Raw genomic sequence first — 24,866 nt, 5'->3', positions numbered from 1 at the left:
AGCAAGCTTAACAAGCTTGCCTTACGGGTAGCCGGCTCTTTCCGAGCCGCGGCCAATAAAAAGGCCCAGATGCCCGACTCATCGTCGCCGCACCTGGGCCCAAGCTTACTGCCCCGATACCGAATCTGCCGGCTTCGACCAGGCGGTCGCCGCCAGCACATTGCAGTGGAGCCTTTATAGGGCCCGGGCGGTTACGGTGCGGTTAACCGCGTCTCACACGGCCGTTAACGGACGTGTCTGCACGCCCGTTCTAGTGCAGTTCGCGTGAAGGAAAGCTCAGCCGCCCGCCTGCTCTTCCAGGTGGCGGATGATGTGGCCGGAGACATCCACCCCGGTGGCCGTCTCGATCCCTTCCAGCCCGGGCGAGGCATTGACCTCCAGCAGCAGCGGGCCGCGATCCGAACGCAGCAGGTCCACGCCGGCGATTCCCAGGCCCAGCGCGCCGGCGGCGCGGATGGCGATGCGCTTTTCCTCCGCGCTCAGGGTGGCCTTCACCGCACTGCCGCCCCGATGCAGGTTGGCGCGGAAGTCGCCAGGGCTTGCCTCGCGCTGCATCGCGGCGATCACCTTCTTGCCGACCACGAAGCAGCGCAGGTCGCTGCCCTTGGCCTCTGCGATGAACTCCTGCACCAGGAAGTTGGCGTACAGGCCGCGGAAGGCCTCGATCACGCTCTGCGAGGCGCTGCGCTTCTCGGCCAGCACCACGCCGGTGCCCTGGCTGCCCTCGTTGAGCTTGATGACGTGCGGCGGCTCGCCGAGCATCGCCAGCACGTCGTTGGTGTCGTCGGGGTTGTCGCCGAACACGGTCACCGGCATGTCCAGCCCGTGCGAGGCGAGGATCTGCAGGGCGCGCAGCTTGTCGCGCGCGCGCAGCACCGCGTCGGAGGAATTGGGCGTGTACACGCCCATCATCTCCAGCTGGCGCAGTACCGCCGTGCCGTAGAAGGTGGTGGTGGTGCCGATGCGCGGGATCACCGCATCGATGTCCCGCAACGCCTTGCCCTTGTAGCGGATGGACACGTTGTTCGGCGCGATGCGCACGTAGCAGCGCAGCGGGTCGAGTACGCGCACCACGTGGTTGCGTTCGCGCGCGGCCTCGACCAGCCGGCGGGTCGAATACAGCCGCGTATTGCGCGAGAGGATCGCGATCTTCATGGAAGCTGACCGTGGTGACGTTCGTGGGCGACCCGCGCCACCGCTTCGGCGAAGGCCGGTTGCGGGCGCGGCTGGGTATAGGAAAGCGAGGGATCGACCGCAAAGCGCCCGAGCAACGCACTGCGGCCCAGCAACATCGGGAACAGCATGTGCCGGCGGTCGGTGAGGCTGACCTCGATCGGGTAGCACGCGCCGGCCAGCGACACGTCGGTGCGCACGAACCAGCGCTCGGTGCCGTGCCCGCCGGTGTCGGTCACGACGCGCCGGCCCAGCGCCTGGGCCTCGCACTGCACGACGCGCGGATGACGCCGCCCGAGGGTGAGCGAGAACCGCAACCAGGTGGCGCCGCCGCGATCGTGCGCCTCGAGCGTATCCACGTGCAACGAACTGGAACGGGCGCCGGTATCGAGCTTGGCCTTGAGCACGTCGATGCCCAACTGGGGCAGAGCCAGGCGTTCCCGCCAACCGAGGGTGATCACGTCTGTCATCGCTGCACGGATGGGTGTCGGGAAGGCCGGAAAGCGTGGCGGCGCGTCCCCTCAAGGGGAAGTGAAAACAGCCCGACCAGGCGGACGGGCTGCGTGCAGGCTGGAGCGGGTGAAGGGAATCGAACCCTCGTCAGTAGCTTGGGAAGCTACAGCTCTACCATTGAGCTACACCCGCGTTCGCCGCCGATGGTAACCCGGGAGGCGGGAGTTGGGGAACGGGCGCGGACGCGTCGGGGCAGGCGCGCTACCCGCATGGCGCATGAACCGCACATGGCGGCCGGCTGAACCGTTGGCGACCCGATGCATTGTCCGGTGAATCGCCAGCCCATAATCGGTCATCGCCTCGTGACGCCAGCCGTTTCCATGGCGCGTACACGACGGAGGGAAAACCCATGCGTGCACTCTCGAGACTGCAGCTGTTCTGGCGCTCCTGCGCCGCCACCCTGCTGCTGTGCGGCGCCGGAGTCCTGCACGCGCAGGCGACCGACGACGCCGGCGATCCACCCGACCGGGTCGCGCGCCTGTCCTACCTGGAGGGCGACGTCGGCCTGCTGCCATCGGGCGCGCAGGACTGGGGCGATGCCGGGATCAACCGTCCGCTGACCACCGGCGACAAGCTTTCCAGCAGCAACGGCGCGCGTGCCGAGCTGGAACTGGATGGCGCCGCGGTCCGCCTGGACGGCAACACCGACGTCGGATTCCTGCAGCTGGACGACCAACTCGCGCAGCTGGAGCTGACCCAAGGCACGCTCAACCTCACCGTGCGCCGGCTCGGCGAGGGCCAAAGCTACGAGATCGACACCCCGACCGTGGCGCTGGTGGTCGATCACCCGGGCAGCTACCGCGTGGATGTCGATCGCGAAGGTCAGGGCACGCGTGTCACCGCGTTCGACGGCAGCGCCACGGTGTACGGCGAGAACGACGCGCAACGGCTGGTGATCGCCGGTCGCAGCTACCGCTTCGCCGACTCCACGCTGGCCGACGTGGACGTCGAAGACGCCGCCGGTGGCGACGACTTCGATGCATGGAGCGACGAACGCAGCCGCCGGTACGCCGACTCCGAGTCGCGCCGCTACGTGTCCGAGGACGTGATCGGCTACCAGGACCTGGATCGCTACGGCGACTGGCGCAGCGACCCCGAGTACGGACAGGTCTGGTACCCGGCGCAGGTCGACGCCGGCTGGGCGCCGTACCGTAACGGTCACTGGGCCTATGTCGGCCCGTGGGGCTGGACCTGGGTGGATGACGCGCCCTGGGGCTTCGCGCCTTACCACTACGGCCGCTGGGCCTGGCGCAGCCGCGGCTGGTGCTGGGTGCCCGGCCCGATCGGCTGGCGCCCGGTATATGCGCCGGCGCTGGTCGCCTTCGTCGGTGGCAACCACTGGCGCGTGTCGGTGGGCGACGCGCCGGTCGGCTGGTACCCGCTCGGCCCGGGCGACGTCTACGACCCGTGGTACCGCGGCAGCCGCCGCTACTACACCCAGGTCAACGTGACCAACATCCACGTGCACAACACGGTGATCGTCAACCGCGTCGATCGCCGCTACCGCGACTGGCACCGCGGCATCGCGCCGCCGGTACGGGCGCTGCATGGGCACGGGCCGCGCGGCTTCACCGCGGTCCCGGGGCGCAATTTCGCCGGCGCCGACCGCGTGCAGCGCCATCGGCTGAAGATCGACCCGGACAAGCTCGCCGGCGCCCGGCTGCTGACCCGCAACGCCACGCCGAAACCGACCCCGCACAGCTTCGCGCCGCCGCGCGGAACCAAGGCGCCACCGCTGCCGGCACAGGGTTTCCGTCGCGAAGTGGTGGCCCGGCATGCGCCCCGCGTGGAGCGTGTGGCCGACCGCATCGACGCCACCCGTCCGCGCACGGCCCCGCCCTCCCACGTGCGCTTGCTGCGGCCGCGCGGCGACACGCTGCCTGCGATCGCGCACATCGCGCCGGCCGGGCGCGCCGACACGGCGCCGGACGTGCACCGCGCGCCGGTCCGCGACGACGCACGCGGCGATCGGATCGGCGCAAGGGACGTCCGCAGCGACGACGCGCGAGCGGTCCGCAGCGTGAATGTCCCCGCGCGCATGGCGCCGCGCGAAGCCCCGCTGCGTCCGGGCGAACTGCGCTCGGCCCGCTTCGTGCGGACGCATGCGTCCCGGCAGCCCGCCGAACCGCGTCCCGGAGTGAGCTTCATCTCCACGGCCGAAGCCGATCGCGAACGGGCTGCACGCACCGCGAAGACGCTGCCGCAGGTGCCGCGCTTCGAGCGCAACGATGCGCCGCGTGCGCCGGTGCGCCGGCCGGACATGGATGCGGGCCCGCGCCTGCAGCGCGCGCCCGACGACGCACGGATCGCGCCCCGGCAGACCATGCAACGTGGGCCGGCCTTCCGCGGCAACGACCGCCCGAGCCAGCCTGCGAACATGCGCCGGCCGGACTTCGATGCCCAGCCGCGCGCCCGCGCGACTCCGCCGCCGCAGCAATACCAGCGGCCGCCGGAGTTCCGCCAGATGCGGCCGGTACCGCATGCGGCTCCCATGCAACGCGAGTCCGCCCCGGCGCCGCAGCAGGCGCCAGCCCCACGCTCGCAGGCCCCGGCGGCACGTCCGCGACACGAATCGGCACGCCGCTTCGACCCGCAACACTGACCTCCAGGCGGCGCCCTCGCGGCGCCGCCGCTACAATGCGCCCCCGCGGCATGGCGCGCCCGTCGTCATGCCATCGCACCCCAGGCGCACGCCGTGAACGACCAGCCCGAACATCCCCATAGCTCCCCTTACCTGCGTCGCATCCGCAGCTTCGTGCTGCGCGAGGGCCGCATGACACCCGCGCAGCAGCGCGCGTTCGACGCCCACTGGGCGCGCTTCGGCATCGACTACACCGCGGCGGTCCAGGACTTCGATGCGCGCTTCGGCCGTGTCGCGCCGCGCGTGCTGGAGATCGGCTTCGGCAATGGCGAGGCCCTGGCCTGGGCGAGCGAACACGATCCGGTGCGCGACTACATCGGCGTGGAAGTGCACGGTCCCGGCGTCGGCCGGCTGATGAACGCGCTGGCCGCGCGCGAAGCCGGCAACGTGCATCTCTACAAGCACGACGCGGTGGAGGTGCTCGAGCATGAGATCGCGCCGGAGACCCTCGCCGAGGCACGCATCTGGTTCCCGGATCCCTGGCACAAGAAGCGCCACAACAAACGCCGCATCGTGCAGCCGGAATTCGTCGCGCTGCTCGCCTCGCGCATGGCGCCCGGCGGCCTGCTGCACCTGGCCACCGACTGGCAACCCTATGCCGAGCACATGCTGGAAGTGATGGAAGCCGCGCCTGCCTGGCGCAACGCCATCGCGCCGGGCCTGTACGCCGAGAAACCGGCCTGGCGCATCGAGACACACTTCGAGCGGCGCGGGTTGAAGCTCGGGCACGGAGTGTGGGATCTGCTTTACCGCAGGGTTTGAGCTGGTGCTTCCGCTTCCTGCGGGCGAGGTCGGTCGGCCTGGAAGGCCGTTATAGGCAAAGGACGCACTGGCCCCAGTCCAGTGCTTTGCTCCCTCTCCCCTCCGGGAGAGGGGTTGCGCTTGCCTCGAGCGCTGCTGACGCCAGGCTTCCGAAAGGTGCTCCCACCAAAAACAGCTCCTCCCGCGAGCCCCGCCCCCTCACCCTGCCCTCTCCCCGGAGGGGGCAGAGTTCAAGAGCGCCTTCCTTAGTCCCCGAGCTTCACCAGTCGCTGCGATGGCCCGCTTATACTGGCCGGCAAACAGGGACGGGCCGCCGCCGCGTGAGGCTTCCACTGCACAATCCCATCCGCTTCCACCACCAGCCCTACCTGGACGCTCGCTAGTGGCCCTTGCGCTCACCCCCGAAATGATCCTGGTACTCGGGCTGGTGGGTTTCACCATGCTGATGCTGGTGCTGGAGTGGATCCGCGCCGACATGGTGGCGCTGCTGGTGGTGGTGGTGATCGGCCTGACCGGGCTGATCCCCTCCGACCGCGTCTTCAACGGCTTCGCGGGCAACGCGGTGATCGCGATCATCGCGATCATGATCATGGGCGCAGGTCTCGACCGCGCCGGCGTGCTTTCGCTGACCGCCAGCTTCGTGATGCGCATGGCGCGTGGCAAGGAATCGCGCCTGGGCGTCGTGATCAACTCGGTCACCAGCCTGTTCAGCGCGGTGATCCCGAGCCAGGCACTGGCCGCCCTGATGATCCCGGTGACCAGCCGCCTGTCCGCGCGCACCGGCGTGCCGATGTCCCGGCTGCTGCTGCCGATGGGCTTCTGCATCCTGACCGCGACCAACACCACGCTGATCGCCAACTCGCCACTGATCGTCCTCAACGACCTGATCGCCAGCGCGAACGCCAACCTGCCGCCGGGCGCGCACACGATCCCGAAGTTCGGCCTCTTCAGCGTGACGCCGGTCGGCCTGGTGCTGGCGCTGCTGGGCATTACCTACTTCTGGCTGTTCACCCGCAAGCTGCTGCCCGAGCGTGAGGACGAGCGGCTGAAGGTCACCCCTGGCCGCACCGAGAGCTACTTCGCCGAAACCTACGGCATCGGCGGCGAGACCGCGGAGCTGACCGTTACCGCCGAAAGCCCGCTGGTCGGCATGAGCATCGGCGAGGTCGAGCAGTTGCATGGCGCGCCGTTGATCCTGGCGATCAAGAGCGGCAACGACGCGCGCATGGCGCCGCCGGTCGACTACGTCATCTGGGTCGGCTCGGTGCTTGGCGTGCTCGCGCCGCGCGAGGAGATCAACCACTTTGCCAACAACCAGTTGTGCAAGGTGTCGCCGCGCATGCGCCAGCTGGGCGAATTGTTCAACCCGACGCGCGCGGGCATTTCCGAGGCGGTGCTGCCACCGTCCTCGCGCTTCCTCAAGCAGAGCGTCGGCGACCTGCGCCTGCGCAAGCGCTACGGCATCTCGGTGCTGGCGGTGAACCGCGGCGAGCAGGTGTTCCGCGATGACCTGCGCGGCGTGAGCCTGCGCGCGGGCGACACGCTGGTGCTGCACTCCAGTTGGCGCGACCTGGCGCTGGCCGCCGAGGACAAGGACCTGGTCGTCGTCACCGACATCCCCAAGGAAGAGCAGCGCCCGGGCAAGATCTGGCAGGCGGTCGGCTTCTTCCTGCTGGCCAAGTGCCTGGCGCTGTTCACCCACCTGGATCTTTCGGTGGCGATGATGACCGGCGCGATCGGCATGCTGCTGACCGGCGTGCTCAACATGGACGAGGCCTACAAGGCGGTCAACTGGAAGACCATCTTCGTGACCGCCTGCCTGATCCCGCTGGGCTGGTCGATGGACGCCACCGGCACCGCCGCGTGGCTGGCGCAGGAAGTGCTCGACAAGCTGGGCGGCGCCTCGCCGTGGGTGCTGCAGACCTGCCTGGCGGTGCTCACCCTGCTGTTCTCGCAGGTGATGTCCAACGTGGGCGCCACGGTGATGATGGTGCCGATCGCGATCAGCGTGGCGGTCGCCACCGGCGGCAATCCCTCGGCCTACGCCCTGATCGTGGCCGTCTCCTCGTCCAACACCTTCCTGCTCAGCTCGGGCCACCCGGCGCTGATGATGGTGGCCGGCCCCGGCGGTTACCGCGGCAAGGATTTCCTGCGCGTCGGCGTACCGCTGACGCTGACGATGCTGGTGGCCACGCTGGTGGTCATCAACCTGCTTTTCGACTGATTCTTCACTGAATCGTCAAGCGGACGCGACGGGCCCGCAGGCCCCGCCCTTGCAGGCGAGACGCCCGTTTTCCTGTTGACGAGAATTGCACTGGGGCCTGCTTACTCTCCCCGGAAGCCCCTTCACCGGGGCCAGGGAACGGGGATATCCGGTTTTTGCCTGCGTATGCAGGTGGTGCCGTGTCAGCGACGGGAGAGTTACGTCTGCAGGCATGGCCCGATCAGGACGATGGGACTAGCCACTATGCAGTACTCCCGGATACTTATTGCTTGTCTGACGGCTGCCTGCGTTTCTGCGCTGGCGATCGCCATCCTCTATCGGTTCGCCGGGTCCTGGGGCCTGGTGGACCGTCCCGATGAACGCAAGCATCACGTCGGCCATATCCCGTTGATCGGCGGACTGGCCGCCTTCATCGGCGTGCTGGCCGGCGCGGTGGTCGACGGCCAGGCCCACTTGTTCACCAACGTGCTGCTCGCCACCGCAGCAGTGCTTGCACTGGTGGGCGCGCTGGACGACCGCTTCGACCTGAGCGTGCGCGCGCGGCTGCTGGTGCAGACAGTCGCGGTGCTTACGATGGTCGCGGTGACCGGCGTCCAGATCCACACGCTCGGCCACCTGTTCGGCCACGAGTTCGAGCTGGGCGTGTTCGGCATCCCGCTGACGGTGCTCGCGGTAATTGGCCTGCTCAACGCCTTCAACATGATGGACGGCATCGACGGCCTCGCCGGCATGCTGGCACTGGTCAGCATCGCTGCCATCATCCTGTACCAGGGTCAGCCCCAATGGCCTGGCGTGATCGTGCTGGTATTGCTGGCCGGTGCGCTGGTGCCCTACCTGGCGGCTAACCTGGGCCTCGTCGGCAAGAAGATCTTCCTGGGCGACGCCGGCAGCATGGTGGTGGGCTACATCCTGGCGTGGACATTGATCCACCTGAGCCAGAGCGGGAACAACACCGAGCTTTCCACCATCGACGTGCTCTGGTGCGTGGCCCTGCCGGTGCTCGACACGCTGCAGGTTCTGGTTCGCCGCATCCGCGAGGGCAAGAGCCCGTTCAAGCCTGATCGCGGCCACATCCATCACATGATGCTGCGTGCAGGGCTGGGCCCGCGCACCACGCTGGTGGCGCTGGTGATGCTCGCCATCCTGCTTGCGCTGACCGGCATGCTGACCCACTCGCTGGCCCCTGGCAGCAACCTGATCGCCTTCGGCGCGCTGTCGGTGATCTACGTGACTGCGATGGGACGCATCTGGCAGAAGCAGCAGTCAGCGCCCTCGGTGCCTCAGCCCCGGCCGACGCTCGAACCGGCAGAACTGCCGAGCAACGTGGTGCGGCTGCGCTCGTCGGTCACCCTGCTGTCCACCTACGGCAAGGACAGCCGCGGCCCCAAGCGCGGCTCGGCTGCCAAGTAAGGATCTCCTCCAGGCGCCGTGGCACGGCCGTCGCGCCTCTTCCGGCTCCCCGTGGCCGCCGCATGGAAGACCCCATGCGGCCGGCCCGGCAACCCGGCGAGCGACGCCCTTCCCACCCGGTCGCCGTGTGGCCCGCAGCAGCCTCTTCCGCATGCAGGCGTCCGGCTCTCCATGAGACTGCACGTTGCATCGACCGGGCACGCCCGACAATCACCGTCATCCCACTCCATGGAAACCGCCAGCGCGTGAGTTCGACCGTCCATCCGAAAATGCAGGACAGCTTGCCGGCCCGGCTGCAACAGCGGGTCGGCGGACAAAACCGGGCGGGCGGCGACGCGAGCGATCGCGCACTTCCCGCCTCGCAGCAGGCGACACGATGACGACGCGGAAGCTCAAAGCCTTCAGGGAACAGGTGTCGCCGCTGGTGATGGCGCTGCCCGATTGCGCCTTCTATCAATACAAGTACCTGATGACCCACGGGCGGCCTTGCCGCTTCGAGCTGCCGCGCCGCTTCTCCGAAAAGATCTTCCACCGCATGCGCTATCCCTCGCCGCTGTTCTCGCGATTGGCGGACAAGGTCGAAGTGCGCGGCTACGTGGCCAATGCGGTGGGCTCGCAGTATCTGGTGCCGGCCTACCTGATCGCCGAAAAGGTGGGGCCGGAAACCTTCGACGCCCTGCCGGGCTGCTTCGTGATGAAGGCCAACCACAGCTTTGGCCAGTTGCGCATCGTGCTGGACAAGCGCGACGAGGATCCGGTGGCGCTGGCCCGCCTGGCCAACGAGTGGATGACCTCGGAATTCCCCATGCGGATGCGCGAGAAGCACTACCGCTACATCCGTCCGCGCATCATCTTCGAACATGCTCTGCTGACCGACGGCCGCCCGCCGGCCGACTTCAAGTTCAACGTGTTCAATCCGGGCCCTGGCCAGAAGCCCTACGTCTTCATCCAGCACATGCAGGGACGCTTCGAACACCTGACCCAGGATCTCTACCTGGAGGATTGGCGCCCGGCCCCGTTCCAGTTGCTGCACCAGAAAACCAGCGGCTGCGTCGCCCCGCGTCCCGAGCAACTGGACGAGATGTTGCACGTGGCGCGCAAGCTGGCCGAGCCGCTGGGCTACATGCGCGTGGATCTTTACCTGCACCAGGGCCGCGTGTACGTGGGCGAACTCACGCTCACGCCCGGCGCCGGCCGGTACGTGTTCGAGCCCAGGGAGTGGGACGATGCGCTGGGCGCGAAGTTCGGCTGGCCCGAACCCAGCCCGTACGGGGAAGACCCACCGCCGAGCGGCAGGACCGCCACGGCGCCGGCGACGCATGTGGCCAGCACCCTCGATTGAGGTGGTTTCCGGTTCTTCCTGCAAAGGCAGCCACGCCAGGTTCGGCTGATGCGAGCAGCTTGCCCCTCTCGCCCTGTGAGAGGGCTGGTGAGGGTTCGCACTGGCGGCGGTCCCACGCATGGCCGCAAAAGCTGACCATCACAAGCAGCGTTCCCGCGAGCCCTGACCTCTTCCCTCTGCCCGCAGGGAGCGAGTTTCAAACAGCAGGGCGACGCCTTGGCGACACGATCGATCAGCCCCTCTCCCTCCGGAGAGAGGACTAGGGATAGGAGACCGCACTGGCCTTGGTCCCACGCAAAGATCCGCGTCGGCTCGGGAAGGCGCCGCGCAACAAAAAGCCCTCTCCCCGAAGGGAGAGGGCTCAGTAACGCGGGCTTGTTTATACCGGCCGCAGGGCCGAGGTCACTGCCCGAGCAGGCCGTCGATGATCCGCTGGGCCAGCTCGTCCACCGAGGCGCCCATCGTGTCCAGGTGCATCTCCGGGTGCTCCGGCCGCTCGTAGGGCGAGTCGATGCCGGTGAAGTTGCGTATCTGCCCGGCCTTCGCCTTGGCGTACAGGCCCTTCGGGTCGCGTTGCGCGCACACCTCGATCGGCGTGTCGACGAACACCTCGCGGAACTCGCCGTTCTCGAACAGGCTGCGCGCCATGCCACGCTCGCTGCGGAACGGGCTGATGAACGACACCATCACGATGAGGCCCGCGTCGACCATCAGCTTGGACACCTCCGCCACGCGGCGGATGTTCTCCACGCGATCCTCGTCGGTGAAGCCCAGATCGCGGTTCAGGCCATGGCGCACGTTGTCGCCATCGAGCATGTACGTGTGATAGCCCATCGCGTGCAGGCGTTTCTCCACCACGTTGGCGATGGTCGACTTGCCCGAGCCGGACAGGCCGGTGAACCACAGGCACGCCGGCGTCTGGCCCTTGATGCGGGCGCGCGCCGTACGATCGACGTCGGTGTGCTGCCAGTGGATGTTGTCCGCGCGGCGCAACGCGAAGTTGAGCGTGCCGGCGGCCACGGTGGCGTTGGTCTGGCGGTCGATCAGGATGAACGCGCCGAGCTCGCGGCAGTCCTCGTAGGACTCGAACGCGATCGCGTGGTCGAGACCGAGGTTGCAGTAGCCCACCTCGTTGAGCTCCAGGCGCTTGGCCGGGCGCTTCTCCTGCGTGTTCACGTCGACGCGGTGCTTGATCTCGGTGACCTGCGCCGTGACCATGCGCGCGCCGATCTTCATCCAGTACGGGCGACCGGGAAGCAGCGCGGCGCTGTCCATCCACAGCAGGTGCGCCGCAAACTGGTCGGCCACCTGCGGCGGCGAGGAGGTTGCCGCGATCACGTCGCCGCGGCTGATGTCACGCTCGTCCTCGAGCTGGATGGCGACCGCGTCGCCGGCGACCGCGCGCGGCAGGTCGCCGTCGGCGGTGACCAGGCGCGCCACGCGCGAGCGCACGCCGCTGGGCAGCGCGACGACCTCGTCGCCCGGGGCGATCGAACCGGCCACCACCTGGCCCGCGTAACCGCGGAAGTTCTGGTTGGGGCGGCACACCCACTGCACCGGCATGCGGAAACCGAGCTTGCTGGCGACGCGCTCGACCTGCACCGTCTCCAGGTGTTCGAGCAGGCTGGGGCCGTTGTACCAGCCCATCACCTGCGAGCGGGTGGAAACGTTCTCGCCCTGCAGGGCGGACAGCGGGATCGCGGTGACGTTCTCGATGCCCATCTGCGCCGCGACCAGGCGGTAGTCGCTCTCGATGCGCTTGAAGGTGCTCTGCGCGTAGTCGACCAGGTCCATCTTGTTGACCGCCAGCAGCACGTTGCGGATGCCGAGCAGGCTGCAGATGTAGGTATGGCGCCGGGTCTGGGTCATCAGGCCCTTGCGCGCATCGACCAGCACCACGGCAAGGTCCGCGGTGGACGCGCCGGTGGCCATGTTGCGCGTGTACTGCTCATGCCCCGGGCAGTCGGCGACGATGAACTTGCGCTTGTCCGTGCTGAAGAAGCGGTAGGCCACGTCGATCGTGATGCCCTGCTCGCGCTCGGCCGACAGGCCATCGACCAGCAACGCGAAATCCAGTTCGCCGTTCTGCGTGCCGTGGCGCAGGCTGTCGCCCTCGAGCGCGGCCAGCTGGTCGTCGAACAGCAGCTTGGTGTCGTACAGCAGGCGCCCGAGCAGGGTGCTCTTGCCGTCGTCCACGCTGCCGCAGGTGATGAAGCGCAGCAGGCTCTTGGTCTCGTGCCGCTGCAGGTAATCGTTGATCGCGGTGACGGCGTTGTCCGGCTGGCTGTCGGTTATTTGCAGATCCATCAGAAATACCCTTCCTGCTTCTTCTTTTCCATGGAGGCCGAGGCGTCCTGGTCGATGATGCGACCCTGGCGCTCGGAGGTGCGCGCGATGAGCATTTCCTGGATCACCGCCGGCAGCGTGTCCGCTTCGGACTCGATCGCCGCGGTGAGCGGGTAGCAACCGAGTGTGCGGAAGCGCACCTTGCGCATCTGCGGCACTTCGCCCGGCTCCAGCGGCATGCGGTCGTCGTCGACCATGATCAGCTGGCCGTCACGCTCGACAGTCGGCCGTTCCTTGGCCAGATACAGCGAGGGCACCTCGATGTTCTCGCGGTAGATGTAGAGCCAGATGTCCAGCTCGGTCCAGTTCGACAGCGGGAACACGCGCACGCTCTCGCCCTTGTGGATGCGCGTGTTGTAGAGGCTCCACAGCTCGGGGCGCTGGCTCTTCGGATCCCAGCGGTGCTGCGCGTTGCGGAAGGAGAACACGCGCTCCTTGGCGCGGGACTTCTCCTCGTCGCGGCGGGCGCCGCCGATGGCCGCGTCGAACTTGTACTTGTCCAGCGCCTGCTTCAGCGCCTGGGTCTTCATGATGTCGGTGTGCACGCTGGCGCCGTGGCTGAACGGATTCACGCCCTGCGCCACGCCTTCCTGGTTGGTGTGCACGATAAGCCGGCAGCCGGTTTCCTTCGCGCGGCGATCGCGGAAGGCGATCATCTCGCGGAACTTCCAGGTGGTGTCCACGTGCATCATCGGGATCGGCGGCGGCGCCGGATAGAACGCCTTCTGCAGCAGGTGCAGCAGCACCGAGGAGTCCTTGCCGACCGAGTAGAGCATCACCGGGTTGGCGAACTCCGCCGCCACCTCTCGCATGATGTGGATCGCCTCGGCCTCCAGGCGCTTCAGGTGCGAGGAGGCGGCAAGGCGCTGGAGGTCGTTGTCCGGCGCCTGTTCGGGGCGCGGGAAGGCGTGGTCTTGGGGCGTGGCGGCCAGGGTCATGGGCAGTCCTGTTGCAGGGGGGCGCCAAAAGGCAACCGGAACGTTGCATCTTGGGCAAGCGCTTGTGAAAGAAATCGGTAGCTTTGCGTTATGCGATTCCGGAACAAGAACCCGTCGGGGAATGCCTTCTTCCAGGTCGGGACGGCTCCGCTTCACTGCCGGCATACGCCTTTTGAACGAACACCGGCGGACTGGGCAATTCTTTCAACGGCGGCGTCGATGTGCTGTCAGTACCGCGTGCTCGATAGATGAAACGACGGGAGCGAAACCGAGCGATCCCAAAGGCCGGCGCACCGCCACGCATCGAATGTGCGGATGACCGATGCGTGAACGCGGCCGCTAGACCGGCGCGGTCGCGCGCCGATCGGCGGCCCCGGCGCCCGGGGCGAGGTAGCCGAATTTCTCGACGATCAGCTTTTCGCGCTCGGCGACCAGCCTTTCCGTGGCCGCGTCGTAGTAGTACTGCGCGCCGTGCTTCTTGGAAGATGCGTTGGTCTTCGGGCGCTGCCGGATTTCCTCCACGGTCGCCGGCGGCACGGCGATGTTGGCGCGCGCCAGGGCGTCGAGCAGGTCCGATTCCAGCCGCTCGTTGCGAACGAAGCAGTCAATGAAGCAATCCCTGCTCTCGTGCGTGGCCAGCTGCTCCGGCGTGGCGATGGACATCAGCGCGCCCAGTCCGCCTTCGCGGCAGGTGAACAGCTTCATGTAGCGCCAAGTCAGCAGGCCGGCAACGCGGCTGGCCGGCCACTTCCAGTAGCCCTCGCCGACGTCCGGCCAGTAGGTCGGGTCGTGCAGCATGTGCAGCCACTGCCGGAACGCGCCCGGATCGTTGGCATCGCGGTAGGTACGCCGCCACTCCTGTGCATGCCGGTTGGGACGGCTCTGCAGGAATTCGGCCAGCGTCTGCATCGGGTGCTTCTTCCAGCCGCGGCCGCGACCGCGCCAGCCCTCGGTGGTGACGTTGAAATAGACCGTGCCCTTGCCATCGCAACCGTAGGCCCAGTGCGAGACGTACCAGTCCCACGGGTTCCGGATCGAGCCGAGGAAGAACCGGTCGCCGGTGAACAGGTGCGATCCGGCCTGGTTGTGCTTGTCGATGAGCTCGCCGCCGACGATCTCCTTGAGCAGCTTGCGGATGTGCGTGCACCCGGTCTTCTGCAACTCCACGAAAACGATCCTGTCGGAAACAAACATATCGGCTCCATCGGTGGCTGTGCCCGCAGGCGGTGGCATCCGTGCATGCGGTCGGTGCGCGGCACCCGTGGGCGCCACGAAACGCCGGGACGTTGCCATCGCGTTTGTCGTAGGCGGGTGAATCGGCGGCTGCCGCGCGGCACAAGCGAGGTCAGCAGTTCACCCCTCTACGACAGTCCGGATGGCAACGTCCCCATCTACGGTGATCGCCCCTACGGACGCGACACGCTGTCGGCCCCGATGCCTGCCCGCGCCACGGCGCGGGCGCGCGTGCGTCGACGGGCGTGGCGCGTCGGACCAAGCAACCTGGAGCCCCTATGTTCGTTTCCGACAGGATCGTCTTCCTCGAACTGCAGAAGACCGGGTGCACGCACATCCGCAACCTGCTCAAGGAGATCGTCGGCGGCCGCCTGGTCATGCGGCACAACCAGGCGCCTGCGGACCTGTTCGCCGGCGACCGGTTCTTCCTCGGTTCGGTGCGCGACCCCTGGGATTGGCACGTCTCGCTCTGGGCCTATTGCTGCGACGGGCGGGGCGACCTTTACAGCAACCTGAGCACGCCCGGCATCCGCTGGCGCGACCATGGCTGGAAGCGCGACTTTTTCTCGACGCTGCGGCTTGTCATGGGCATGCGACCGAACTGGCATGCGAAGGAGTGGAAGCACACCTTCCGCGACGTGAACGATCCGGCGGCCTTCCGCGAGTGGGTGCACATGCTCCACGACCCGGGTTATTGGCGTGACATCGGCGAGGGCTACTGGAGCTGCCCGCTGAACCGCTTCGCGGGCTTGCTCACCTACCGCTACATGCGGCTGTTCACCTGCCGCAAGAACCAGTTCGGCACGCTCAGGACCGTCACCACGCCGAAGCAATTGATCGAGCACGAGCGGCAACACTGCTTCGTCGATCGCTTCATCAGGAACGAGCATCTGGAGACCGACCTGCTGGAGGCGCTGCGGGCCGCGAACGTCGAGGTACCCAAGCAGAAGGCGGCCGAACTGATGGAACGGCCCAAGACCAACACCTCGTCCAAGAAGCGCGGCCCGGCCTACTACTACGACGCGGAGACGGAAAAGCTCGTCGGCGACCGCGACCGGTTCATCGTGGAGAAGTTCGGGTACCTCGCACCGAGCGCCCGGGCCGCCTGCGACCAGGCGCAACGGGCGCGGCAGGCAATCTGAATCTTGCGGCCGGTCACGCCGCCCGGCCTCCCCCCACAAAGCGGTAGGTTTCCCATGCGCCCACGTGCAGGCGATGCCCCTACCGGAACGCAACGCGTCGTCACCCTGGAGGCACTCACCGGCAGGCATGCGCCGTGATGACGATCCCAGGGCCTTGAAGTAGAGTCGCCCCACCGCCTTCGGGCGGTGGTGGTAGCCCGACCAGGCGCGTCGTCGGATTGCACGAAACCAGCCTTGCGTACCGTCCATGGACGTGTTGCCGGAAGGACAGGAAGAGAGAGCGTCATGAAGATCCTCGCGCCCAAGAAGGCCATCAAGCGCCTGTTCAATTCGCTCCCCGACGCTGGGTTCTACCAGTACAAGTCGCTGCAGGTGCACGGCCGGTTCTGCAACTTCCGCAACCCCAAGCGCTTCTCCGAAAAGATCTTCTACCGGATGCGCTATCCGGAGCCGGTATTCACCACGCTGGCGGACAAGGTCGCGGCCAGGGACTACGTGGCCAGGACGATCGGCTCTGACTATGTGGTGCCGGCCTATCTTTCCTGCGACGTGGTCACGCCCGAAACCTTCGACGCCCTGCCCCGGGCGTTCGTGATGAAGACGAGCAACGGCTTCGGGCAGGTGAAGATCATCCGCGACAAGCACCAGGAAGACCTGGTGCAGCTGTCCGCCCTGGCCAATGGCTGGCTCGCCGCGGGCGCGGCCTCGCGCAGCCGGGAAAAGCACTACCTGTCGATCCCGCCGAAGATCCTTTTCGAAAAGGCGCTGCTGGACGGCGGCGACGCGCCGGACGACTACAAGTTCAACGTGTTCAATGCGTCGGGGCAGGAACCGTTCGTTTTCATCCAGCACATGCACGGCCGCTTCCGCGACCTCGAGCAGCAGCTGTACCTGGAGGACTGGTCGCCGGCGCCCTTCCAGATGGATCTGCCGCTGCTGCGGCCGAGCACCGGTACGACCGAGAAACCCCAGGCGCTGCCCGAGATGCTGGCGCTGGCGAAAAAGCTCGCGCAACCGTTCGGTTACCTGCGCGTGGATTTCTACGTGCACCAGGGCAAGGTCTACGTCGGCGAGTTGACGGTCACGCCCGGCGCCGGTACCTACGTATTCACCCCCAGGGACTGGGACCGGTCGCTCGGCGAGCGGTTCGGCTGGCCGGAACACCTGGCGCAGGCCTGACGCCGTGGCGCGAACGGCGACATCGCGCGGGATGACCTGACCCGCGTAAGAAAAAACGCCCCGAACGGGGCGTTTTTTCATGTCCGCGCATCAACCCGGATCGAGCTGCCTTCCCGCCCGTCGCCGCGGCCACGCCGCGCGCGACGGATGCGGGCATCAGGCCAGGTGCACGCCCATGTGAGCGAGCTGCGCCTTGCCCTTTTTCAGGAGCTTCGCGACCAGCGCGCGATCGCCGGCCTTGTTGGCGTGCGGGAACGCGATGGCGGGCATGGGCTTGCCCAGGAACGGGGCCAGCTTTTCCCAGCCGTCGCCCTTGGCCAGTTCCATCACCAGCAGGTCGTCCGGACGGTCGCGGAAGTATTCCAGCACTTCGCGGTTGTGCGTCTCGTAGCGGCGGACGTAGACCTCCTCGTTGCCCTGCGGGCAGCCGTGAGCATCGCCGTAGATCCACTTGCGCATGGCCGTCTCGCGTTCGCCGAAATGCTTGAGCTGGCTGCGCATCCACGATTCGGTGCTGCGCACGGTCAGCACGAACTTGCTGCCCGGGTAGCGCGCGTCCAGCTCCTTGTAGAGGATCGGCCAGGGGTTGTCCTGGAACGCGTCGTACTTCTCGACCAGTTCCCAGGCCATCGGGCGCACCCGGTTGGCGATGTCCGGATCCCTCACCCCGTTCGGCCCGGTCACCCGGTAGCCAAGCACTTGCAGCGCCTCGGCGAGACTGGTGGTTCCGGTCTTGTGGAAACCGATGCAGAAAACTTTGGCCGTCACCTTGGGATCCTCCTTGTGTGCGGTACCGGGTACGCGCGGTTGTGTGTGCGACGGCTAGGCGTCATGCACGTCGTTGCGGGTGTTCGGGCGTTGCCGGCGCCCCCTTCGCAATGGAGGCGAGGATGCCGGCACCCCATGGGTTGCCGTTGCCTGGCCTTCGGCCGCAACGCTGCAGACGTTGCCATCCGTGCCGTCGCAACCGGGTGAATGGTCGGGCTCCCTGGCCCTGCCCGGATGCCCGCCGGATGCCTGTTCGGCTTCCGTCAGGCGTAGCCGAACTTCGCCATGTGCTCGCCGCAGGTGCGCTCGATGATCGACAGGTTGCGCTTGCCGAAGAATGTCTCGGTGGAAAGGGAGCGGTAGCCGTGATGGACCGGTCGCCGGGCGAGCCTTTCGTTCACGTCGGTCCTGAGCTCGAGGCCGAGCAGGTCGGCCAGGTCCGCGATAAACGCCGCCCGGTCCTCCAGGAAATCCTCGTAGCGCACCAGGTGCACCGGCGTACCCGCGGCGAAGTACGCGTCGACCCCGCGCGCCCAGCGCTGCGCCAGCCGGCCGATGTAGTTCGCGCGCCCGTCCAGTCCCAGCCCACGGCCGTCCAGGATCGCGCGCCAGCCGCCCTCGCGGGCGAGCGTGCGGTTCTCGGCCTGGCCCAGGCGCTCGAGGTCGCCGCGCATGTGCAGCCGGTCGAGGATGCTGCGGATGTTCTCGCGCGGGTCGCGCACGATGAACACCTGCGGCGACTCCGGGAACACCTGCTGCAGTTCGCGGTAAAGGAAGGCGAAGTCGGGGTCCTTGACGATCTGCGCGGAGAAGTAGGCCGGGTACTTGCGCACGAATGCGTCCAGCCGCAGGTTTCCCTCCAGCACGTCCGGCAGCAGGAAGCCGTCGCCGTCGCTGCGAAGCACGCGCCAGAACGGATCGTTGCTGAGCGAAAGGCCGGTCGCCTCCGCCAGCAGCGCCGCGATGGCCGTGGTGCCCGACTTGGGGCTGCCGCCGAAGATGACGGGACTGGGGAAAACCGCCGCGGTGCGGTGGCGGCAGTAGCGGACCAGGCCCGCCCCTGCCTCACGCAGCGGTCGCGACACGCGAAGCCATGTTCCCTGCATGGTGCCCTCCTTGCCCTTGGGTCCGGGGAATCGCGGCGCGCCGCGAAACGCCCTCAACGCTTGCGCGAGCGCAACTCCTCCAGCACCGACATCAGATCCCGCACGTGCGCCCGACCGGACGCATCGGCGAACCACGCGCCGAGGTACAGCCCGCCATAGATCAGCGCGTCGAGGAACACCCACGGCGCCGGCCATTCGCCCGTCACCTGGTGGAGGCCCCACAGCACGAAGGCGGCACCGATGGAGGTGGCGGCCGGCCGCGCCAGCGTCTTGCCCGTGGTCCACAGGTCGACCGGCGTACCGCGGTAGGCGTTGTGCAGCGAGGGGACCACCAGCAGCACGCGGGTGGCGCTGAACGAGACGGCGATGCCGAACGCGCCCCAGGGCAGGCCGATGAAGAAGGCCGCCAGTGTCACCGGCGTGGCGATGGCCTGCCAGAACAAGCGGCGATCGGTACGCCCCAGCGAGGTATAGACCCAGTTGCCGGCAATGTTGAAGGTACCGATGAAGGCGGCGACGCCGAGCGCCTGGAACAGCGGCACGGTCGGCAGCCACTTCGGCCCCAGCGCCAGCTCGATGACCGAGCGCGCATCCACCCACAGGAAGCATACGATCGGCATGCCGACGAAGACGATCGCCCCCAGCGCCCGGTAGTAGAACCGGCAGAACCGCTTGGGCTGGTGCTGCAGGCGGCTCAGCGCGGGCAGCATGACCGAGGAGAGCGGCGCGTTGATCTGCTGGATCGGCAGCAGCAGCAGGCGATAGGCCAGCGTGTAGAAACCCAGCGCCGCATCGGAGATGTAGCGGCCGATGAGCACGTTGTCCACGTTGCGGTTGGCGAAGTTGAGGATGCTCGACGCGCTCTGGTTGGCGCCGAGCTTCACCATCGGCCGCACGCCGCTGCGCCGGCGCGGCAACCCCGGCACCCAGCGGCAGAAGCCGTAGAGCATCGCCAGCGTGACCAGCGCCATGGTGTATTGCTGCACGACGAACGCCCAGTAGCCGGCGCCCAGCCAGGCGGCGAGGACGGCGGCGGCGAAGCCCGCCACCAGCGCCACCAGGTCGCCGCTCACCTTTTGCGTGAAGCGCATCTGTCGCTGCAACAGCGCGCGGTGTTGCACGCCCAGACTGCTGATCAGCACCACGCCAGCCATGGCCAGGCCGAGGGCCAGCACGCGCGGGTCCTTGTAGAACCACGCCATTGCGGGACTGAGTCCGGCAACGAGCGCGGCGGCGGTGAGGCCCAGCAAAGCATTGAGCCAGAACAGCGTGCTGACCTGGCCATGGTTGATCTCGGCCTGCTGCACGGTCGCCAGCGACAGGCCACCGGTCTGGATGGTCGTGATGAAGCCGGTGAGCGCGATGGTCTTGCCGTAGACGCCGAAATCCGCCGGCAACAGCAGCCGCGCGAGCACCGCCATGCCGCCGACCTGCAGCAACAGACGGGCCGCCTGGCTGGAAACGGTCACCGCCGCACCCCGCACGCTGCGCTTGCGCAGGTCCTGGTGCAGGTGTTCCGTTTCGAACAGGGCGTGGTGGGCGGCGCTTACGTGCGTGTCTGTCATGGGAGGTGAATCAGAGGCGGGCTCGACCGTAGGCCGGGGTCGCGAACGTTGGAGGGAACGGCGTGAATCGGCCGTATAGCGACGGTACCGGGACGACTGATCGCCGTTGCGCCGCATCGAAAGTCCTATCGTTGCGCGATGCGTCGATACACCGAACTGGTGCCGGCCTTGATGCGCGAGGAAATCCGGATGCCAAGGAACGAGGCCAGCAGCGCGCTGCGGGCGTTGTAGCCGCGGTTGTGGAAGCCGAACTCGCGCGCCTTGGCGCTCCACTTCGCCCCCGACGCGCTGTCGCCGTAGGCGTAGGCCACCCAGGCGGTCTTGCAGCAGAACCGGCCGAGGGCGAACTGCTCGTCCTGCCCGTTGCCGCCGGAGAGCCGCGACCGCACCCAGCCTTCGATCTGCTCGAACACCACGTCGGCCGCGTACATCACGTCCTTGATCTGCGCCTTGGTGACGCGGTGGGGTGAGTCATGCTGCCAGTAGACACCGTTGCCCTGGTCGGAGATCGCCACTTTCAAACCGCGGATGAGCGCGCGGATCATCAGCTCGCCGTCCTGGTCCTTGCGCAGCCGCTCGTCCCAGCCACCGATCGAGCGGATCGCGTCGGTGCGCCAGGCGATGCAGCAGGGCGGGAAGAACGCGTGCATGACCCAGTGGAAGATCCGCTCGCCGTTGTCCAGCGCCGGTGGCTGGCGCAGCATCCCGCGCTCGCGCCCTTCGCCGTCATACACCCACGGGCCGATGCCCACGTCCGCGCGCTCGCGCTCCATCGCGTCGACCAGGCCGGCCAGCAGACCGTTCTCCACGTAGTCGTCGGCGTCAAGGAACATCACATAATCGGTGTCCACCTGGGCCAGGCCGAGGTTGCGCGCATGCGGCGCACCGCCGTTCTGCTGCAGCGAGAACAACCGCGCCCCGGTGGCCTGGACCACCTTGCCCGTGCCGTCGAGCACGCCGTCCTCGACCACGATGACGTTGCGCTCGGCAACGCCCTCGGCGATCGCCGAACGGATCGTCCGACCGACCCAGCGTTCGGAACGGTAAGCGGGCACCACCACGCTGAGGTTCATGCGCGCCTCTTGCCGGTTGCCGTGTTTGCGGTCGATCGGATCCATCAAGCCAAACCCTTCAAGTCGTACGGATTGCAGGCCGGCCGCGCTTTCGCAAGCGGCAGGCGCCGCCCGCGGGGTGCCCTGCGCAAGGGCGCCCGCGCGACCCGTCTTGCCTGCCGGATGATTGGGGTTTTGCCGTGAAATCGCCGTTCAAGAACCGCAAGCGCGCGGATTCCCGGCGCACCTTGATCGAGCCGTCGCCCCCGAAGGAGAGGGAGCCTGAGGGGCGCGGCGATCTCAGTAGTGATAGCCCAGCAACCGCAATTCGTCGCCGAAGGTCTGGTCCACCCAGCTGCGCTCCTCTTCGCCCAGCACTTCGCGATAGCCACGATTGTCGCTGCGGTGCTTGGCCTTGGCGTGCGGCAATTGCAGCGGCTCGGGCAGGCCGATGATCCGGCGGACCTCTTCAAGCTCGTCGGCGATCGACTCGAAGCGGCAGATGCGATCGACCGCCACCTTGCCGCCGAGCGTGTACACGTCGAAGCCGCGGTGCTTGAGCATCATCGCCCGCGGAGTGCGGATGAAGCTGGACATCGGCGGACGCGGCTCGGAGCGGTTGCACCAGTAGTAGTGCGAGATGAGCCGGTCGTAGGGATTGCGCTCGAAGCAGAACTTGAAATAGCCGTTCCAGGCATCCCGGCCGATGTACTCGCGCACTTCGCGCCCGGTCATGTGGTTGTAGAAGCGCAGCTTGCGCTTGCCCTTGAACGCCAGCTTCGCGACATCGCGCAGCCCGTATTCGTACCAGGGCGCCAGGTAGTTCTGGGCACCGCGGTAGCCCAGCGAGCGCCGGGTTTCCTCGTCGACCGGCGAGATCGGCGTGATGATGTCGTCCGGACCGCAGAACTTCGACAACGCGATCTCGATCGACGTGCCGGCCGTCTTATTGGTCTTGAGGAAGATGAACTTGTGCTTGTGTGAAACGATCATGGCAGTCTTCCTAACTTGCCCGCAGAACAGGATGGCCGCGCGGCGGCGCAGGCGCGCGGCGATGCCCGGACATTCTTTCGACAGGAACGTGGACGAAGTGTCTGCGTGGCGCCCGCGGGGCGGCGTGAGCCTGGCTCGCCCGACGCCGTTCCCCGCCCTTGGAGGCTCCGGCACGAAGCGCGCTCAGGCGGGGGCGTGGGTCCGGCCGCGCAGGGTGCGCGCCACGGTGCGGCGCATCTTGTTGACCAGGCCGACGGTGCTGGCGAAGACATACTCATGCCTGCTGAGCAGGCCTTGGCGCACCAGTTTGCGGCGCAGGTCGCGCCGGCCGCGGTGGATCGCGTCGAAGTCGTCGCTCAAGCCCACCTCGCCGTCCTCGCGCCGGTTCCAGATGGCCAGCACCTGGTCGATCTTGGCGCAGCGGTAGCCGGACAGCACGATCTGCGACCACAGCAGGTAGTCCTCCGAGCGGCGGAATTCCTCGTCGAAGCGGAACGGGAGGTCCCGCCGCAGGACGACCGAAGCGGTCGGAAAGGGATTGCGCACCAGCAGGGTTCCGCGCCCCACGATGTCCACGCCCACCGGCGACTGTGGCGCCGGCAGCACCGTACCGCGCGGTCGCACCAGCATCTGGTGCGCGATGAGCGCGATCTCGGGATCGGCTTCCAGTGCGGCCATCTGCAACTCCAGCTTGCGCGGCCCCCAGGTGTCGTCGGCGTCGAGAAAGGCGATGTAGGGTTGCTGGGCCTGTTGCCAGCCGGTGTTGCGCGCGTGCGAGGGCCCGCGGTTGGCGGGAAGCGCGATCACCTTGATCCAGTCGTTGCCGTAGGCGGACGCAACGCGGTGCAAGGCCTCGATCGTGTCGTCGCCGCTGGCGTCCTCCACCAGCAGTACCTCGGCGGGACGCAGCGTCTGGGCGGCGATCGACGCGACCGCGTCGTCGATGGTCGCCGTGCAACGGAAGCAGGGAACCACCACGCTCACCGGCGCCAGCGCCCTCGAAGGCGTGACCCGGCCCCGTGCGCCCCCTTCCAGGACGGCTTGAGCTTCATGCCCGCTGTTCATGACCGACCTCGACCGTTCGGAAATTTAACGACCTAGCATTGACCGGACTGGATCAATGCATCGTCAATGCCCGGCGGCCGGTCGACCGGCGCAAAAAAAAGGGGCAGCCATGAGGCTGCCCCGGGGAGTACCCAGCCGGTGATGCTTAGCGGGTGTAGGTGTTGTACTTGGAGTTCGAGTACAGGTTGTCGTGCACCGTGATGTTGTACGAGCCCTTGCTGAACTGGATGTCGCGGCTCAGCGAACCGCCTTCCTTGGTGGCGGACATGTAGCGGGTGCTGTTGTACTTGAGCGTGTTGCCGGTGATCAGCCAGTCGTGCGACTTGCCGCTCGGGCGCACGCCCGCCAGGCCGTTCTCGGTCATGAAGTTGCCGGTGACGGTGACGTACGGGGCGCCGATGCCCATCACGCCGAAGCCGTAGTTGCCCTTCATCGTGTTGCCGACGATGGCGATGTCGGCGATGTTGGCGTGCAGCTCGATGCCGTTGCCGTGGTTGTTGGCGAAGGTGTTGTTTTCCAGGCGGATCGCGTTGGTCTCACCCTCCGTCATCGGCTCGATGTCGATGCCGGCTTCCGGCAGCGTGCCGTTGGTGCCCTGGAACGTGCTGTTGACGATGTAGACGTGCTGCGACGGACCGATCGACAGGCCCTGGCGGCGGTTGTTGCTCGACACGATGCCGTCGACGGTCACGTAGTCCGAACGCACGTGCACCTTGTTGACGTCCTTGGCGCCGATCCAGACGCCGTCGCCCCAGAAGTTGGAGAGATTGACGTTCTTCAGCACGACGTTGGTCGAGGCGGTGACGTTGATGCCGTAGCCCCACTCGCCGGTGTCGCCCAGGTGCTTGGTGCGGTCGCCGATCAGGTTGCCGCCGACCACGCGCACGTCGGTCGCGTTGTAGACCTGGATCACCATGTAGCGGCTGGCGCTGGTCGGGATCACTTCCAGGGTGGCGGCCGGATCCATCTTCAGCCGGGTGTGCGAGCGCAGCTTGATCGGCTTGGTGGCGTTGACCATGTAGTGGCCGGCCGGCACGAAGACCGTGCCGCCGCTGGTCGGCAGCGAGTCGACGGCGGCCTGGATGGCGGCGGTGTCGTCATGCACGCCGTCGCCCAGGGCGCCCTTGGTGCGCACGTCGACGGTCATGGTCTTGCCGATGACCGGCTTGGGCATGGCGGTCCACCAGTCGGCGGCGAACGAAGGCGCGGCGATGGCGGAAAGGGCCAGCGCGGCGAACGCCAGCATCAACGGCTTCTTCACGAGGTTCTTCGCGGTGACGGAGGCGCGGCCGGCGACGGCAAGCTGCTGATTATTAACGGAAGTGTTCATGTTCAACGGGATCTCGGGTCTTTTGTCGGGTAGCACTTCGTCACGCGAAGCTCACGCAAAAAATGCGCGATCGTCACGTACCTA

General features: G+C 67.4%; 19 protein-coding genes and 1 tRNA gene. 7 read left to right on the top strand and 13 right to left on the bottom strand.

Annotated elements, in window-relative coordinates:
- Positions 1–276 precede the first annotated feature (276 nt).
- The 3 genes from rimK to LQ772_RS01855 form a co-directional block, all read right to left on the bottom strand.
- A complete protein-coding gene (gene rimK / locus LQ772_RS01865; protein ID WP_231323467.1) occupies positions 277–1,155 on the bottom strand; it encodes a 30S ribosomal protein S6--L-glutamate ligase in 879 nt (292 codons plus the stop codon).
- Positions 1,152–1,643, bottom strand: coding sequence for an ATP-dependent zinc protease family protein (locus tag LQ772_RS01860; RefSeq protein WP_231323465.1), 492 nt, complete (start codon positions 1,641–1,643; stop codon positions 1,152–1,154). Before LQ772_RS01860 ends, rimK begins: the two co-directional genes overlap by 4 nt.
- A 101-nt stretch (positions 1,644–1,744) precedes the next feature.
- Positions 1,745–1,818, bottom strand: a tRNA-Gly gene (locus LQ772_RS01855).
- 217 nt (positions 1,819–2,035) lie between these two features.
- Between LQ772_RS01855 and LQ772_RS01850 the strand changes: the two genes are divergently transcribed.
- From LQ772_RS01850 to LQ772_RS01830, 5 genes are all read left to right on the top strand, one after another.
- Entirely contained in the window at positions 2,036–4,288 is a 2,253-nt protein-coding gene (locus LQ772_RS01850) for a FecR family protein (protein WP_231323463.1), read from the top strand.
- Between the two features lie 171 nt (positions 4,289–4,459).
- The gene (gene trmB, locus LQ772_RS01845; RefSeq protein WP_231325841.1) at positions 4,460–5,089 is read left to right on the top strand and encodes a tRNA (guanosine(46)-N7)-methyltransferase TrmB; all 630 of its coding nucleotides are present in this window, start codon (positions 4,460–4,462) and stop codon (positions 5,087–5,089) included.
- Positions 5,090–5,495: 406 nt separating this feature from the next.
- Complete coding sequence (locus LQ772_RS01840) at positions 5,496–7,313, top strand: SLC13 family permease (protein ID WP_231325840.1); 1,818 nt, start codon at positions 5,496–5,498, stop codon at positions 7,311–7,313.
- 342 nt (positions 7,314–7,655) lie between these two features.
- Complete coding sequence (locus LQ772_RS01835) at positions 7,656–8,723, top strand: MraY family glycosyltransferase (RefSeq protein WP_231323461.1); 1,068 nt, start codon at positions 7,656–7,658, stop codon at positions 8,721–8,723.
- 376 nt (positions 8,724–9,099) lie between these two features.
- Positions 9,100–10,065 carry an ATP-grasp fold amidoligase family protein gene (locus LQ772_RS01830; RefSeq protein ID WP_231323459.1) on the top strand — a complete coding sequence of 322 codons (966 nt, stop codon included), beginning with the start codon at positions 9,100–9,102 and terminating at the stop codon, positions 10,063–10,065.
- A gap of 402 nt (positions 10,066–10,467) precedes the next feature.
- Here LQ772_RS01830 and cysN read toward each other — a convergent pair whose 3' ends face one another.
- From cysN to LQ772_RS01815, 3 genes are all read right to left on the bottom strand, one after another.
- Positions 10,468–12,372, bottom strand: coding sequence for a sulfate adenylyltransferase subunit CysN (gene cysN / locus LQ772_RS01825; RefSeq protein WP_231323457.1), 1,905 nt, complete (start codon positions 12,370–12,372; stop codon positions 10,468–10,470).
- On the bottom strand, positions 12,372–13,349 hold the full coding sequence (gene cysD / locus LQ772_RS01820; RefSeq protein ID WP_231323455.1) for a sulfate adenylyltransferase subunit CysD: 978 nt from the start codon (positions 13,347–13,349) through the stop codon (positions 12,372–12,374). Before cysD ends, cysN begins: the two co-directional genes overlap by 1 nt.
- 339 nt (positions 13,350–13,688) lie before the next feature.
- Positions 13,689–14,543, bottom strand: coding sequence for a hypothetical protein (locus LQ772_RS01815; RefSeq protein WP_231323453.1), 855 nt, complete (start codon positions 14,541–14,543; stop codon positions 13,689–13,691).
- A 317-nt stretch (positions 14,544–14,860) separates the two neighbouring features.
- On the opposite strand from LQ772_RS01815, the gene LQ772_RS01810 reads away from it, so the two are divergent.
- Positions 14,861–15,724 carry a hypothetical protein gene (locus LQ772_RS01810; protein WP_231323451.1) on the top strand — a complete coding sequence of 288 codons (864 nt, stop codon included), beginning with the start codon at positions 14,861–14,863 and terminating at the stop codon, positions 15,722–15,724.
- A 285-nt stretch (positions 15,725–16,009) separates the two neighbouring features.
- Complete coding sequence (locus tag LQ772_RS01805; RefSeq protein ID WP_231323449.1) at positions 16,010–16,903, top strand: ATP-grasp fold amidoligase family protein; 894 nt, start codon at positions 16,010–16,012, stop codon at positions 16,901–16,903.
- 156 nt (positions 16,904–17,059) lie between these two features.
- On the opposite strand, the gene LQ772_RS01800 is transcribed toward LQ772_RS01805, so the two are convergent.
- The 7 genes from LQ772_RS01800 to LQ772_RS01770 form a co-directional block, all read right to left on the bottom strand.
- Complete coding sequence (locus tag LQ772_RS01800) at positions 17,060–17,671, bottom strand: sulfotransferase family protein (RefSeq protein ID WP_231323447.1); 612 nt, start codon at positions 17,669–17,671, stop codon at positions 17,060–17,062.
- Positions 17,672–17,934: 263 nt separating this feature from the next.
- Positions 17,935–18,777, bottom strand: a complete 843-nt coding sequence (locus LQ772_RS01795) for a sulfotransferase family protein (protein ID WP_231323446.1) — start codon at positions 18,775–18,777, stop codon at positions 17,935–17,937.
- 53 nt (positions 18,778–18,830) lie between these two features.
- Positions 18,831–20,342 carry a lipopolysaccharide biosynthesis protein gene (locus tag LQ772_RS01790; RefSeq protein WP_231323444.1) on the bottom strand — a complete coding sequence of 504 codons (1,512 nt, stop codon included), beginning with the start codon at positions 20,340–20,342 and terminating at the stop codon, positions 18,831–18,833.
- A 125-nt stretch (positions 20,343–20,467) separates the two neighbouring features.
- Positions 20,468–21,460 (bottom strand): glycosyltransferase family 2 protein, encoded by a 993-nt coding sequence (locus tag LQ772_RS01785; protein WP_231323442.1) that lies wholly within the window; start codon positions 21,458–21,460, stop codon positions 20,468–20,470.
- 234 nt (positions 21,461–21,694) lie between these two features.
- Entirely contained in the window at positions 21,695–22,387 is a 693-nt protein-coding gene (locus tag LQ772_RS01780) for a sulfotransferase family 2 domain-containing protein (RefSeq protein WP_231323440.1), read from the bottom strand.
- A 183-nt stretch (positions 22,388–22,570) separates the two neighbouring features.
- On the bottom strand, positions 22,571–23,371 hold the full coding sequence (locus LQ772_RS01775; protein ID WP_231323438.1) for a glycosyltransferase family 2 protein: 801 nt from the start codon (positions 23,369–23,371) through the stop codon (positions 22,571–22,573).
- A gap of 226 nt (positions 23,372–23,597) precedes the next feature.
- On the bottom strand, positions 23,598–24,782 hold the full coding sequence (locus LQ772_RS01770) for a glycosyl hydrolase family 28-related protein (RefSeq protein ID WP_231325839.1): 1,185 nt from the start codon (positions 24,780–24,782) through the stop codon (positions 23,598–23,600).
- Positions 24,783–24,866 lie beyond the last annotated feature (84 nt).

This window comes from Frateuria edaphi (genome assembly GCF_021117405.1).
GTDB classification, from domain to species: domain Bacteria; phylum Pseudomonadota; class Gammaproteobacteria; order Xanthomonadales; family Rhodanobacteraceae; genus Frateuria_A; species Frateuria_A edaphi.
This window is presented reverse-complemented; position numbering and strand designations above follow the sequence as displayed.